Genomic DNA, 12,823 nt, shown 5'->3' on the forward strand with positions numbered 1-12,823 from the left:
GGACCCTGTGGGAGAGTAGGACGCCGCCGAACAATCTTTCAGAGAAGCCCCTCCGGGTCACCCGGAGGGGCTTTTCGCATTCCCGGCCACAGTCCTGACCGCACAGCGTCCCTCCGCCTGGCCGCCCGGCCGTCCGGCCGACCACTGCCCGGGATCTGATGCGGCGTAAGGTCGCTCGCATGGAGACCGCTGAGAACACCTCACTCGCAGACGACCAGGGCCGGATCCTGGCGACGGACTCACTCACCCCGGAACAGCTCGACGTGGCCCGGGCCGTGCTGACGGCCGCCGCCCGGGAGGACGGGCGGGAGGCCGTGTCGGAAGCCGGCCGGCTCCGGATCAAGGCGGACAGCCCCCGTCCGGGCGTACGCCACCTCGTTCAGACGTACGCGGGCGCCGCCGCGGGGTACGGCCAGCTGGAGAGCACCGGTCAGGCCGCGGCGGCCGCCGAGCTGGCGGTGGTGCCGGCGCTGCGGGGCAGGGGGCTCGGCCACCGGCTGGTCGACCAGGTGCTGGCCACGGCGGGGCCCGGCGCCTCGGTGGACTTCTGGGCGCACGGCGGCCATCCGGCGGCCGGCCGGCTCGCCGAGGTGTACGGGGCCGAGCTGGTGCGCGAGCTCCGCCAGCTGCGGCGGACCGGGGAGGCACCCGAGGAGGTGCCGCTGCCGGCCGGGATCGGTCTGCGGACCTTCCGGCCGGGCGAGGACGACGAGGCGTGGCTGCGGCTGAACGCGCTGGCCTTCGCCCACCACCCGGAGCAGGGCGCCTGGACCGCCGCCGACCTGGCCGACCGGGTGGCCGAGCCGTGGTTCGACCCGGCCGGGTTCTTCCTGGCGACCAGGGACGGGGCGCCGGTCGGCTTCCACTGGACCAAGGTCCACCCGGATGGCCTCGGCGAGGTCTACGTCGTCGGGGTGGCCCCGAGCGAGCAGGGAAGCGGGCTCGGCCGTGCCCTGACCGCCGCCGGGCTGCGGCACCTGCTGCTCGAACGGAAGGTGCCGGCGGTGCTGCTGTACGTCGACGCTGACAATCCCGCCGCTCTGCGGGTATACGAGAGGTTGGGGTTCACCGTGCACGAGGTGGACCTGATGTACCGCGTCCAGGCGGCGGCGATCGGCACCGGCCAGCACCTCCGGAGGGAGGTACAGGGGTGACCGACTCAGCTTTCCTCCCGGCCATGCGGTGTTTACCGTGGATTCAATTGACACCGCGAAGATCACAGGATGACGCCCGATGTGCCTCGTCCACGTACCGCTCCCCGATCGGTCGGTAATCCGCCGGCCGACGCGGGTGGGTGGACGCCGGTGCCGCGGGACGGGGGCCGTGCGAACGCCGTCGGTGCGTCGCACGGCCAGGACTTCGCCCTGCAGGAGGAGCTGGAAACCATGAGCATCCCTCGGCCCGTCCCCGCCTCGTTGCCGTCCTCGGCCCGTACCCAGGGAGCGGGCGCCGGTGCCCTCCCGGTTTCCCCCGCGGCCGACGGGGTCGCCGCGGCCGCCGCCGGAGCGGATCAGTCGGGTGCCCCGGTGGCCCCGGCCCGTACGGTCAAGCGCGCCGCGGCCGCCAAGAAGGCGGCCCCCGCCAAGCGCGGCACGGCCAAGCGGACGGCGGCCGCGCCCGCCACGCGGACCGTGACCACCAAGCAGACCGCCACCCGCAAGGCGAGCCCGGGCAGCCGGCCGGTGCCCGCCGAGCGGGCGGCCGAGCCGCAGTCCGGCGCGCCGGCGGTGTCCAGCGCGCTGACCCGCGGGCTGGCGCCCGAGGTCGCGGAGCAGCGGGCGAACGCCGCCGCGGCGACGGCGGCCGACCACGGGCCCGAGGAGCTGCCCGAGGGCCGCTTCCTGGACCGCGAGCGCAGCTGGCTGGCGTTCAACGAGCGGGTGCTGGAACTGGCGGAGGACCCGAACATCCCGCTGCTGGAGCGGGCCAAGTTCCTGGCGATCTTCGCGTCCAACCTGGACGAGTTCTTCATGGTCCGGGTGGCCGGGCTGAAGCGCCGGATCGCCACCGGGGTGGCCCAGCGGTCGGCCTCCGGGCTGCAGCCGCGCGAGGTGCTGGACCTGATCTGGCGGCGTTCGCGCGAGCTGATGGCGCGGCACGCGGCGACCTTCCAGCATGAGGTGCTGCCGGATCTGGCGGGCGAGGGCATCGAGCTGGTCCGCTGGTCGGAGCTGGTGGACAAGGACCAGTCCCGGCTGCACACGCTCTTCCGCCAGCAGGTCTTCCCGGTGCTCACCCCGCTGGCGGTGGACCCGGCGCACCCGTTCCCGTACATATCGGGGCTGAGCCTCAACCTGGCGGTGGTGGTGCGCAACCCGGTGTCCGGGCACAAGCACTTCGCCCGGGTGAAGGTGCCGCAGTCGCTGCCGCGCTTCCTGGAGGCCTCGCCGCAGCGGTACGTCCCGCTGGAGGACGTGATGGGGGCGCACCTGGAGGAGCTCTTCCCGGGGATGGAGGTGCTCGCCCACCACGCCTTCCGGGTCACTCGTAACGAGGACCTGGAGGTGGAGGAGGACGACACCGAGAACATCCTCAAGGCGCTGGAGAAGGAGCTGATGCGGCGCCGCTTCGGCCCGCCGGTGCGCCTGGAGGTCGAGGAGTCGATCGACCCGTACATCCTGGACCTGCTGATCCGGGAGCTGAACATCACCGAGGCGGAGGTCTTCCCGCTGCCCGGTCCGCTGGATCTGACCGGGCTGTTCGGCATCGCCGACCTGGACCGGCCGGAGCTGAAGTACCCGAAGTTCGTGGCGGGGACGGCCCGCGGGCTGACCGACGTCGAGTCGGCCTCGCAGCCGGACATCTTCGCCGCGATGCGCGAGCGGGACGTGCTGCTGCACCACCCGTACGACAGCTTCTCCACCTCCGTGCAGGCCTTCCTGGAGCAGGCCGCGGCGGATCCGCACGTGCTGGCGATCAAGCAGACGCTGTACCGGACCTCCGGTGACTCGCCGATCGTCGACGCGCTGACCGACGCGGCGGAGTCCGGCAAGCAGGTCCTGGTGCTGGTCGAGATCAAGGCGCGGTTCGACGAGCAGGCCAACATCAAGTGGGCCCGCAAGTTGGAGGAGGCCGGCTGCCACGTGGTCTACGGGCTGATCGGTCTGAAGACGCACTGCAAGCTGTCGCTGGTGGTCCGGCAGGAGGGCGACACGCTCCGCCGGTACTCGCACGTCGGCACCGGCAACTACCACCCCAAGACCGCCCGGTTGTACGAGGACCTGGGGCTGCTGACCGCCGACCAGCAGGTCGGGGCGGACCTGTCGGACCTGTTCAACCGGCTGTCCGGCTACTCGCGCCGGGAGTCCTACCGCCGGCTGCTGACCGCGCCGCGGGGCCTGCGGGACGGGCTGATCTCGCGGATCAACGGGGAGATCGCGCACCGCAAGGCCGGGCGCCCGGCGTACGTGAAGCTCAAGGTCAACTCGATCGTCGACGAGCAGCTGATCGACGCGCTGTACCGGGCCTCGCAGGCCGGGGTGCCGGTGGACGTGTGGGTGCGCGGGATCTGCGCGATCCGGCCGGGCGTGGCCGGGTTGAGCGAGAACATCCGGGTGCGCAGCATCCTGGGCCGGTTCCTGGAGCACTCGCGGGTCTTCGTGTTCGGCAACGGGGGCGACCAGGAGGTGTGGTTCGGCAGCGCCGACATGATGCACCGCAACCTGGACCGCCGGATCGAGGCGCTGGTCCGGGTGGCCGATCCGGCGCACCGGGCGGAGCTGTCCGGTCTGCTGGACCTGGGGATGTCGGACGAGACGCAGTCCTGGCACCTGGGCGCGGACGGCAGCTGGGCCCGGCACTCGCAGGACGCGGACGGCCGGCCGCTGCGGCACATCCAGGACCTGCTGATCGAGTCGCGCCGCCGCCATCGCAGTTCGGCGGGTACCCGCTGATCCGGCCGCGGCCGGGTCGGCGCAATCGCCGGACACCAGCCCCGGGTCCACCGCCACGGCGTGGGCCCGGGACCACCTCGGGGAGAGCAGTGCCATGACCGAAGCGCCGACCACGGCCACCGCGCACGCCGCGGCGACCGTCGGGGAGGTCCTTGCCGGCTACCTCACCGGACAGGCGGGCGTGTTCCTGCGCGCCCTGCCGTCCACGGTGGGGGAGGCCGGTTCGAGACCGGGTGCGCTGCCGGCCTCGGCGGCGGCGGCGGACGACCTGCTGCGGGCGGTCCGGCGGATCGGCGGGGTGCTGCACACCTTCGGCGCCGCCTTCGAGCCGGGCTGGGCCCAGGAGGCCAGGACCGAGCTGCGGTGGCTGCTGAACCTGCTGGGCCAGGAGCCCGCGTACCGGCGCAGGTCGGCCCGGCTGCTGGCGGCCGTGGACTCGCTGGGTGACACCGCCGCCGAGGGGCCGGGCATGCTGGCCGGGCACGCGGGGGCGCCGAAGGCGCGGGCGCTGCTGGAGCGGCAGCTGACGCTGGCCAGGACCAGGGCGCACACCGCGCTGCTGCAGGAGCTGCGCTCGGCCCGGCTGCACGCGCTGGCGGACCGGATGACGCTGCTGGTCGGTGACGTCCCGCTGGCCGGGCCGGCGGCGGGCCGGCCGGCGGCGGAGCTGCCGGTGCAGGCGGCGGGTGCGCTGTCCGCCCTGGTGGCGGATGTGGAGCAGCTGCCGCTGAGCCGGGCAGCCACCCCGTACGGCGGGGACGGGCTGCACCGGTTGGCCGCCGCAGCGCAGCCGCGCGGGCCGGTGCTGGACGCGGACGCGGCGCTGGCCGCCGACGACGCGCCGTGGCACCGGGTGCGGATCCTGGTCAAGCGGGCCCGGTACGCGCTGGAGGTGTGCGGGCGGCCGGTGGCGACGCTGGACGAGCTGGACGGGGTGCTGGACCGGCACCAGGAGGCGGCGGACGCGGCGGTGACCGCCTCGACGGCGGCGCGCACGCCGCGGATCACCCCGGCGACGGCCTATGTGCTCGGGGTGGTGCATGCTGATCAACGACTGGAGGTGGAGGCGGCCAGGTACGCCTTCGGCCACCGGTGGCCGAACCTCTCGCCGGGCCTGGCCGGCTGGGAGGGTGTTCCCGCACCACGGATGGCATGAATGGGCGACCGCCTGACCCCCGCGCGCCGCGCGGCCCCCGAGTACCGCTACGACCCCGGGGCCGGTGCGGGTACGCCCGCACGGCGCGGCCCGGCCGGGTCCACGATCCTGGCGGCCGGGGCGGTGCTGTGGGTGCCCGGTCCGGTAGCGAAGGACGGGCTGCGGCGCAAGAAGCCGCGGATCGCGCTGGTGCACCGGCCCAAGTACGACGACTGGAGCCTGCCGAAGGGCAAGCTGGAGCCGGGCGAGGGCTGGCGGGCCGCGGTGCTGCGCGAGGTGCGCGAGGAGACCGGGTTCGACTGCCTGCTCGGGGTCGAGTTGCCGGCCCAGCACTACCGGGCGAGCGGCCGGCCCAAGGAGGTCCGGTACTGGGCGGCGGTGCCCACCGGTGGTGCGTTCGCGCCCAACCGTGAGGTGGACCGGTTGGAGTGGCTGCCGCCGCGCAAGGCGCGGGAGCGGCTGACCCACGCGCGGGACCGGGAGGTGGTGGACGCGTTGCTGGAGTCCCTGGGCAAGGGCGTCCGCAGGCTCTGAGCCGGTCGGCTCGGTACTTCCGGTAGGGGTGATCTCGCTGCGCTCTTCCCGTGACGCAACCGTTACTACCGGCCGCAGTTTCCTGTCATCCCTCCGAGGTTCACTTCTCGTTCACTTGCGACCGCCTGACGTGTCACCTGCCCGGCCTAACTTCGGGACTACCGGAGGGCCGAACAGGCCCCGGACCACAGCAAAACCCTCGCCGCCGTTCTCCCTGACGGGTCGGCCGGACGCGGGCGCTGCCTCAGAAAGGGACACCCTGTGAAGCTCCAGCGGAACGGCCGCTCCAAGGCCCTCGCCATCGGTGCCGTGGCGCTCGTCAGCTCGCTGTCGCTCGCCGCCTGCGGTACCGACGACAACACCGCGCCCGCCGGTGGCTCCTCCTCCGGCGCGGCCACCTCCGCCGCCGCGATCGCCTGCGCCAAGGGCGGCCAGCTGCTCGGTGCCGGCTCGACCGCGCAGGGCAACGCCGTCGACGTGTGGAAGGCCGCCTACGGCTCCGCGTGCTCCGGCACCACCATCACCTACGGTGGCGGCGGCTCCGGCGCCGGCATCACCCAGTTCAACCAGGGCAAGGTCGCCTTCGCGGGCTCCGACTCGGCCCTGAAGCCGGCCGAGGTCGACGCCTCCAAGGCGGTCTGCACCGGCGGCCAGGGTGTCAACCTGCCGATGGTCGGCGGCCTGATCTCGATCGTCTTCAACGTCGAGGGTGTCGACAAGCTCGTCCTGGACGGCCCGACCACCGCGAAGATCTTCGACTCGCAGATCACCAAGTGGAACGACCCGGCCATCGCCGCCCTGAACCCGGGTGTCAACCTGCCGGCCGCCGACATCCAGGCGATCCACCGCTCGGACGACGCGGGCACCACCGAGAACCTGACCAAGTACCTGGCCAAGGCCGGCGGCGGCAACTGGAAGTACCCGGCCGCCAAGACCTGGGCGGGCCAGGGCGGCCAGTCCGCCAGCGGCAGCGCCGGTGTCTCGGCCCAGGTGAAGCAGGTCAAGAACTCGATCAGCTACGTCGAGCTCTCGTTCGCCCAGACCAACAAGCTGAACAGCGCCGCCATCAGCACCGGCGCCAGCAAGCCGGTCGAGGCCACCGCCGCCAACGGCGCCACCACCTTCGCCAAGGCGAAGATCGCGGGCACCGGCAGCGACCTGGCGCTGACCCTCGACTACGCGACCAAGGACGAGGGCGCCTACCCGATCGTCCTGGTCACTTACGAGATCGTCTGCGACAAGGGCAACAAGGCCGACTCGCTCGACCTGCTGAAGTCCTTCCTGACCTACACCATCAGCGACAACGGCCAGCAGGCCATCGGCCAGTCCGGCTACGTGCCGCTGCCGAAGGAGCTGTCCGCCAAGGTCCAGGCCGTCGTCCCGACCCTGGCCTGATCACCCCGGTACCACCGGCGGGGCGGCCCTCGTAGGAGGGGGCGGGGCCGCCCCACCGGGTACCGGGTACCGCACGACCGATCCACCGACACACACGTCCGGGGCACCGCCGCCATTGGTGCCGTCCCTCACGGGGCAGCGCCGCCAGACCGGAGTAAAAGATCATGACTTCATCAGCCCCTGCCGACACCGCGGGCAGGGCCGGCCGGAGCAGGCGAGACAGCCGCTTCGGCGACAAGGTTTTCTTCAACTTCTCCCGCGGTTCGGGCATCCTCCTGCTGGTCATCATGGCCGCCATCGCAGGGTTCCTGGCCTACCGCTCCGCCCTGGCCCTCGGCAAGAACCAGGGCAACTTCTTCACCACCTTCGAGTGGGCCCCGGACGGCGTCAAGCCGGTCTTCGGCATCGCCGTGCTGACCTTCGGCACCCTGGTCAGCGCGCTGATCGCGATGCTGATCGCGGTGCCGGTGGCGGTGGGCATCGCGCTCTTCATCTCGCACTACGCGCCGCGCCGGATCGCCCAGCCGTTCGCCTACCTGGTGGACCTGCTGGCCGCCGTCCCGAGCATCGTGTACGGCCTGTGGGGCGTGCTCTTCCTGGTCCCCCACATGGAGGGCCTGACCAGCTGGCTGAACGAGTACCTGGGCTGGACGTACCTCTTCGACCAGACCAAGAACGGCGCCCCCGCGCGCAACCTGTTCACGGTCGGCATCCTGCTGGCGATCATGATTCTGCCGATCATCACCGCGGTCACCCGTGAGGTCTTCCGTCAGGTCCCGCGGATGCACGAGGAGGCGGCCCTCGCCCTCGGCGCCACCCGCTGGGAGATGGTCCGCACCGCGGTGCTGCCGTTCGGCCGCCCGGGCATCATCTCCGCGTCGATGCTCGGCCTCGGCCGCGCGCTCGGCGAGACCATCGCGGTCGCCATCGTCCTCTCCAGCAGCCCGACCCTGTCGCTGCACCTGCTGGACCCGGGCGGCGGCACCTTCGCGCAGAACATCGCCCTGAAGTTCAACGAGGCCCAGCCCTTCGGGCGGGACGCCCTGATGGCCTCCGGTCTCGTCCTGTTCGTGATCACCCTGCTGGTGAACGGCGCCGCCCGGATGATCATCGCGCGCCGCAAGGAGTACTCGGGGGCCAACGCATGAGCGCCACGACCACTGCACCCGCGGCCCCGCTGCTGCGCGGGGACCTGACCAGCGGCCGGCTGCCCCGGTGGGCGCCGATCGGCGTGGCGGTGCTCTCGATCGCGCTCGGCTGCGCCATCGGCGCCGGCGCGGGCCTCGCCAGCCACATCCAGTGGGGCCTGATCGCGGCCGGCCTGTTCCTCGCCCTCAGCTACGCCCTCGCGGTCAAGGTCGAGGGCCGCCGCCAGGCCAAGGACCGGTTCGCCACCTCGGTGATCTGGGTCGCCTTCATCCTGGCGGTCGTGCCGCTCGGCGCGCTGACCTTCTACACCGTCCAGCAGGGCATCGGCGCCATCAACGGCGACTTCCTGACCCACTCGATGAAGGGCGTGGTGGCCTCCACCACCGCCGGCGGCGGTATCTACCACGCCATCATCGGCACCCTGGAGCAGGTCGCCCTGGCCACCTTGATGGCCGCCCCGATCGGTCTGCTGACCGCCGTCTACCTGGTCGAGTACGGCCGGGGCCGGCTGGCCCAGGCGGTCACCTTCTTCGTCGACGTGATGACGGGTGTCCCGTCCATCGTCGCCGGTCTGTTCGTCTTCTCGCTCTGGACCATGCTCAAGCAGGGCTACTCCGGCTTCTCCGGCAGTGTCGCCCTCGCGATCCTGATGATTCCCGTCGTCGTCCGCTCCGCCGAGGAGATGCTCAAGCTCGTCCCGAACGAGCTGCGCGAGGCCTCGTACGCACTTGGTGTGCCGAAGTGGAAGACCATCGTCCGGATCGTCATCCCGACCGCCATCGGCGGTATCACCACCGGTGTGATGCTGGCCGTCGCCCGCATCACGGGTGAGACGGCGCCGGTCCTCATGCTGGTGTTCGGCAGCGACGTCATCAACAACGACCCGTTCAACGACCCGCAGCAGTCACTGCCGCTCTACATCTGGCAGCAGTACACCGTGGTCAACAACGAGTACGGCTACGCCCGTGCCTGGGGTGCGGCGCTGGTGCTGATCGCCTTCGTGATGGGGCTCAACCTCGTCGCGCGGGGCATCGCACGCTGGCGCTCGCCCAAGGCCGGACACTGACACCGACTGACGTTCCAGAAGACGAGAGAAGACGAAAGATCATGGCGAAGCGCATCGACGTCAGCGGACTGTCCGCGTTCTACGGCGGTACCAAGGCCATCGAGGACATCTCGATGACCGTCGAGCCCCGCTCGGTGACGGCCTTCATCGGCCCCTCCGGCTGCGGCAAGTCCACCTTCCTGCGCACCCTCAACCGGATGCACGAGGTCATCCCCGGCGCCCGGGTCGAGGGCAAGGTGATGCTCGACGACGAGAACCTGTACGGCTCCAACGTCGACCCGGTCGCCGTCCGGCGCTCGGTCGGCATGGTGTTCCAGCGGCCGAACCCGTTCCCGACCATGTCCATCTACGACAACGTGGTGGCCGGTCTGAAGCTCGCGGGCGTCAAGAAGAAGTCCGTGCTGGACGGCGTGGTGGAGAAGTCCCTCCAGGGCGCCAACCTGTGGAACGAGGTCAAGGACCGGCTGAACAAGCCCGGCGCCGGCCTCTCCGGCGGCCAGCAGCAGCGGCTGTGCATCGCCCGCGCCATCGCGGTCGAGCCGCAGGTGCTGCTGATGGACGAGCCCTGCTCGGCCCTCGACCCGATCTCCACCCTCGCGATCGAGGACCTGATCGGCGAGCTGAAGTCGCAGTACACGATCGTCATCGTGACCCACAACATGCAGCAGGCGGCCCGCGTCAGCGACCGCACGGCCTTCTTCAACCTGGCCGGCGTCGGCCAGCCGGGCAAGCTGATCGAGCTGGACGACACCCAGCGGATCTTCTCCAACCCCTCGGTCCAGGCCACCGAGGACTACATCTCCGGCCGCTTCGGCTAGGCCGACCCGCTGCCGCGAGCGCACAGTCTGCTCCGCGGTGCTGCATGGCGGTGCCACCGTGGAGTATGTGAAGGGCCCGCCCCCGAGTTGTGGGGGCGGGCCCTTCCGTCTGCCTGCTGCGTGACCGGGCGGCCGTGGCGACCGGGTGGCCGCGGTGGCCGCGGCGGTGTCAGCCGAAGATCAGGTCGGCGATCCAGTAGATCACCGCGGCCACGATCGCGGCGGCCGGCATGGTGATGAACCAGCCGAGCACGATGTTCTTGGCCACCCCCCAGCGCACGGCGCGGATCCGCTTGGTCGCGCCCACACCCATGATCGCCGAAGTGATCACGTGCGTGGTGGAGATCGGCGCCTTGAAGACGAACGAGGTGATGTACATGATCGTCGAGGCGGTGGCCTCGGCCGCGAAGCCCTGCGGCGGGTCCAGCTCGATGATCTTGCGGCCGAGCGTCCGCATGATCCGCCAGCCGCCCGCGTAGGTGCCGAGCGAGAGTGCCGTCGCGCAGGAGATCTTGACCCAGATCGGGATGTCGCTGCCACTCTGGTGGCCCGAGATGGTCAGCGCCATCACCACCACACCCATGGTCTTCTGGGCGTCCTGCAGGCCGTGGGCCAGGGCCATGGCGGCGGCCGAGGCGGTCTGCGCGACCCGGAAGTTGCGCTTGGCCTTGTGCGGGTTGGCCCGCCGGAAGATCCACAGGATCGCCAGCATCACCAGGAAGCCGAAGATCAGGCCGACCACCGGGGAGACGAACATCGGGATGATGATCTTGTCGACCACGCCGGACCAGATCACCGCGGTGCCGCCGGCCAGGGCCGCGCCGACCATCCCGCCGAACAGCGCGTGCGAGGAGGAGGAGGGCAGGCCGAAGTACCAGGTGACCAGGTTCCAGGTGATCGCGCCGAACAGGGCGGCGAACAGGATGACCATGCCCTGGCGGCCGGTCGGGGTCTCGATGATGCCCTCGGAGACCGTCTTGGCCACCCCGCTGCCGAGGAAGGCACCGGCCAGGTTCATCAGGGCCGCCATCGCCAGCGCGACCCTGGGGGTCAGCGCCCGGGTGGAGACCGAGGTCGCGATCGCGTTCGCGGAGTCGTGGAAGCCGTTGGTGTAGGTGAAGAAGAACGCCACGCCGAGGACGGCGATGAGTGCTGCCGTGTCCACGCTGGTCAGGACTCCTTGACCGCGATGGTCTCCACCGTGTTGGCGACGTGCTCGAACGCGTCGGCGGCCTCCTCGAGGACGTCCACGACCTGCTTCAGCTTGAGCACCTCGATCGCGTCGTACTGGCCGCTGAAGAGGTGGGCGAGCAGCTTGCGGTGGATCTGGTCCGCCTGGTTCTCCAGCCGGTTGACCTCGATCCAGTACTCGGTGAGGTTCTCCATCGAGCGCAGGTGCGGCATCGCCTCCGCGGTCAGCTCGGCCGCCCGCGCCAGCACCTCGATCTGCTGCTCGACGCCCTTGGGGAGGGTCTCGATGTCGTAGAGCACGACCAGGTCGACCGCCTCCTCCATGAAGTCCATGATGTCGTCCAGCGAGGACGCCAGGCTGTAGATGTCCTCACGGTCGAACGGCGTGATGAACGAGGAGTTCAGCTGGTGGAACACCGCGTGGGTGGTGTCGTCACCGGCGTGCTCGGCGGCGCGCATGCGCTCGACGATGTCCGCGCGGGCCGACACGTCTGCTCCCAGCAGTTCCAGCAGGAGCTTCGAACCGACGACGAGGTTCTCCGCGGCAGCGGCGAACATGTCGTAGAAGCTCGTCTCCTTCGGGGTCAGGCTAAAACGCACGGATATCTCCGATGTGCGGGGGCGGGACTGAACGATGCTAGGCGCAAGCCGTCCGAACTGTGCAAACGGGGGTTGACGTGAGCCATCAGTGTGGCCCAAACTCGGCCGGTTTGCTCCGGGTCTGCACGGTTGCCCGTCGGTCGCCCGCCCGTCCGGCGGAACACCGTACCGGCCCCGGGTGTTGGACACTGGGGGTTCAGGCACAGGCGAGCAGCAAGGACGGAAGGCGAGCCGGATGACCACGATCCCGACGCGCACCGAGGACGTACCGGCGCACGGCGACGGCGGGCGCGGTACCGGTGGCGGTGGCGAGGCCGGTGCGCCGGTCGCCGAGCAGCACGGCGCCGAGCAGCACGGCGCGGAGCCGGGCCGGGGTGGGCACGGCCCGCACGGCTACAGCTCCCAGAAGAGCGAGCACCTCAAGCGGCTGCGCCGGATCGAGGGCCAGATCCGGGGTCTGCAGCGGATGGTGGACGAGGACGTCTACTGCATCGACATCCTGACCCAGGTGTCGGCCGGGACGAAGGCGCTGCAGTCCTTCGCGCTGGCGCTGCTGGAGGAGCACCTGCGGCACTGCGTGGCCGCCGCGGCCGAGGAGGGCGGGGCGGAGCTGGACGCCAAGGTGGCGGAGGCCACTGCGGCGGTCGCCCGGCTGCTGCGCTCCTGAGCCCCCCCGGGGCCGGGCCGCTGAGGCCCGGTCAGCCGCCGGGCTTCGGCGAGCGCTGGTCGGGGACCTGGTCGGTCCGGTCGAGCAGCACCTCGTCGATCTGCTCGGTGGCCAGCCGCTCCGCCGCGCTGGTGGACGCGGCGATCATCAGTTCACCGGCGAGCTCGATCTCGTCGAGCGCCGTCTTGTCGTGGCCGCCTGCCCGGCCGTCCGCGGACGCCACCTGCACCACCACCCCTTCAGCGCCACCTGCCGGTCCGGACGGCAGCCCCGGCTGTCCAGCGTAGGCAGGACGGCGCCCGGCCACATGGCACGGACGGGTCATCTCTGCCGCCGAAACGGGTGGGACCCGCC

The 12,823-nt window shown here is 71.3% G+C and carries 12 protein-coding genes; 9 read left to right on the forward strand and 3 right to left on the reverse strand.

Going from position 1 to position 12,823, the window contains the following annotated elements:
- Positions 1–179 precede the first annotated feature (179 nt).
- The 8 genes from mshD (at position 180) to pstB (ending at position 10,011) form a co-directional block, all read left to right on the forward strand.
- The gene (gene mshD, locus AB0K43_RS26840; protein WP_363644110.1) at positions 180–1,154 is read left to right on the forward strand and encodes a mycothiol synthase; all 975 of its coding nucleotides are present in this window, start codon (positions 180–182) and stop codon (positions 1,152–1,154) included.
- A 231-nt stretch (positions 1,155–1,385) separates the two neighbouring features.
- Entirely contained in the window at positions 1,386–3,893 is a 2,508-nt protein-coding gene (locus tag AB0K43_RS26845; protein ID WP_363644112.1) for an RNA degradosome polyphosphate kinase, read from the forward strand.
- 94 nt (positions 3,894–3,987) lie between these two features.
- Positions 3,988–5,049: a CHAD domain-containing protein gene (locus AB0K43_RS26850; protein WP_363644114.1), complete on the forward strand. Its 1,062-nt coding sequence runs from the start codon at positions 3,988–3,990 to the stop codon at positions 5,047–5,049.
- A complete protein-coding gene (locus AB0K43_RS26855; RefSeq protein ID WP_363644116.1) occupies positions 5,050–5,583 on the forward strand; it encodes an NUDIX hydrolase in 534 nt (177 codons plus the stop codon).
- Positions 5,584–5,844: 261 nt separating this feature from the next.
- The gene (gene pstS, locus AB0K43_RS26860) at positions 5,845–6,978 is read left to right on the forward strand and encodes a phosphate ABC transporter substrate-binding protein PstS (protein WP_363644118.1); all 1,134 of its coding nucleotides are present in this window, start codon (positions 5,845–5,847) and stop codon (positions 6,976–6,978) included.
- Positions 6,979–7,142: 164 nt separating this feature from the next.
- A complete protein-coding gene (pstC, locus tag AB0K43_RS26865; RefSeq protein ID WP_363644120.1) occupies positions 7,143–8,126 on the forward strand; it encodes a phosphate ABC transporter permease subunit PstC in 984 nt (327 codons plus the stop codon).
- On the forward strand, positions 8,123–9,193 hold the full coding sequence (gene pstA / locus AB0K43_RS26870; RefSeq protein WP_363644122.1) for a phosphate ABC transporter permease PstA: 1,071 nt from the start codon (positions 8,123–8,125) through the stop codon (positions 9,191–9,193). The genes pstC and pstA overlap by 4 nt, the downstream gene beginning before the upstream one ends.
- A 41-nt stretch (positions 9,194–9,234) precedes the next feature.
- Positions 9,235–10,011: a phosphate ABC transporter ATP-binding protein PstB gene (gene pstB, locus AB0K43_RS26875; protein WP_363644124.1), complete on the forward strand. Its 777-nt coding sequence runs from the start codon at positions 9,235–9,237 to the stop codon at positions 10,009–10,011.
- A 169-nt stretch (positions 10,012–10,180) separates the two neighbouring features.
- Here pstB and AB0K43_RS26880 read toward each other — a convergent pair whose 3' ends face one another.
- Together AB0K43_RS26880 and AB0K43_RS26885 are read right to left on the reverse strand one after the other, a co-directional pair.
- Complete coding sequence (locus AB0K43_RS26880; protein WP_363644126.1) at positions 10,181–11,176, reverse strand: inorganic phosphate transporter; 996 nt, start codon at positions 11,174–11,176, stop codon at positions 10,181–10,183.
- A gap of 5 nt (positions 11,177–11,181) precedes the next feature.
- A complete protein-coding gene (locus AB0K43_RS26885; protein ID WP_350637459.1) occupies positions 11,182–11,802 on the reverse strand; it encodes a DUF47 family protein in 621 nt (206 codons plus the stop codon).
- A gap of 235 nt (positions 11,803–12,037) precedes the next feature.
- Between AB0K43_RS26885 and AB0K43_RS26890 the strand changes: the two genes are divergently transcribed.
- Positions 12,038–12,469: a metal-sensitive transcriptional regulator gene (locus AB0K43_RS26890; protein WP_363644128.1), complete on the forward strand. Its 432-nt coding sequence runs from the start codon at positions 12,038–12,040 to the stop codon at positions 12,467–12,469.
- A gap of 31 nt (positions 12,470–12,500) precedes the next feature.
- On the opposite strand, the gene AB0K43_RS26895 is transcribed toward AB0K43_RS26890, so the two are convergent.
- Positions 12,501–12,698, reverse strand: coding sequence for a hypothetical protein (locus tag AB0K43_RS26895; RefSeq protein ID WP_363644130.1), 198 nt, complete (start codon positions 12,696–12,698; stop codon positions 12,501–12,503).
- Between the last annotated feature and the right edge of the window lie 125 nt (positions 12,699–12,823).

The organism is Kitasatospora sp. NPDC049258 (assembly GCF_040678895.1).
Taxonomy (GTDB): Bacteria; Actinomycetota; Actinomycetes; order Streptomycetales; family Streptomycetaceae; genus Kitasatospora.

Excerpts from the sequence above, each read along its gene's own strand:
- mshD (WP_363644110.1), top strand. The coding sequence starts at position 180 with ATGGAGACCGCTGAGAACACCTCACTCGCAGACGACCAGGGCCGGATC.
- AB0K43_RS26890 (WP_363644128.1), top strand. The coding sequence starts at position 12,038 with ATGACCACGATCCCGACGCGCACCGAGGACGTACCGGCGCACGGCGAC.
- pstA (WP_363644122.1), top strand. The coding sequence starts at position 8,123 with ATGAGCGCCACGACCACTGCACCCGCGGCCCCGCTGCTGCGCGGGGAC.
- AB0K43_RS26845 (WP_363644112.1), top strand. The coding sequence starts at position 1,386 with ATGAGCATCCCTCGGCCCGTCCCCGCCTCGTTGCCGTCCTCGGCCCGT.
- AB0K43_RS26850 (WP_363644114.1), top strand. The coding sequence starts at position 3,988 with ATGACCGAAGCGCCGACCACGGCCACCGCGCACGCCGCGGCGACCGTC.
- pstC (WP_363644120.1), top strand. The coding sequence starts at position 7,143 with ATGACTTCATCAGCCCCTGCCGACACCGCGGGCAGGGCCGGCCGGAGC.
- AB0K43_RS26855 (WP_363644116.1), top strand. The coding sequence starts at position 5,050 with ATGGGCGACCGCCTGACCCCCGCGCGCCGCGCGGCCCCCGAGTACCGC.
- pstB (WP_363644124.1), top strand. The coding sequence starts at position 9,235 with ATGGCGAAGCGCATCGACGTCAGCGGACTGTCCGCGTTCTACGGCGGT.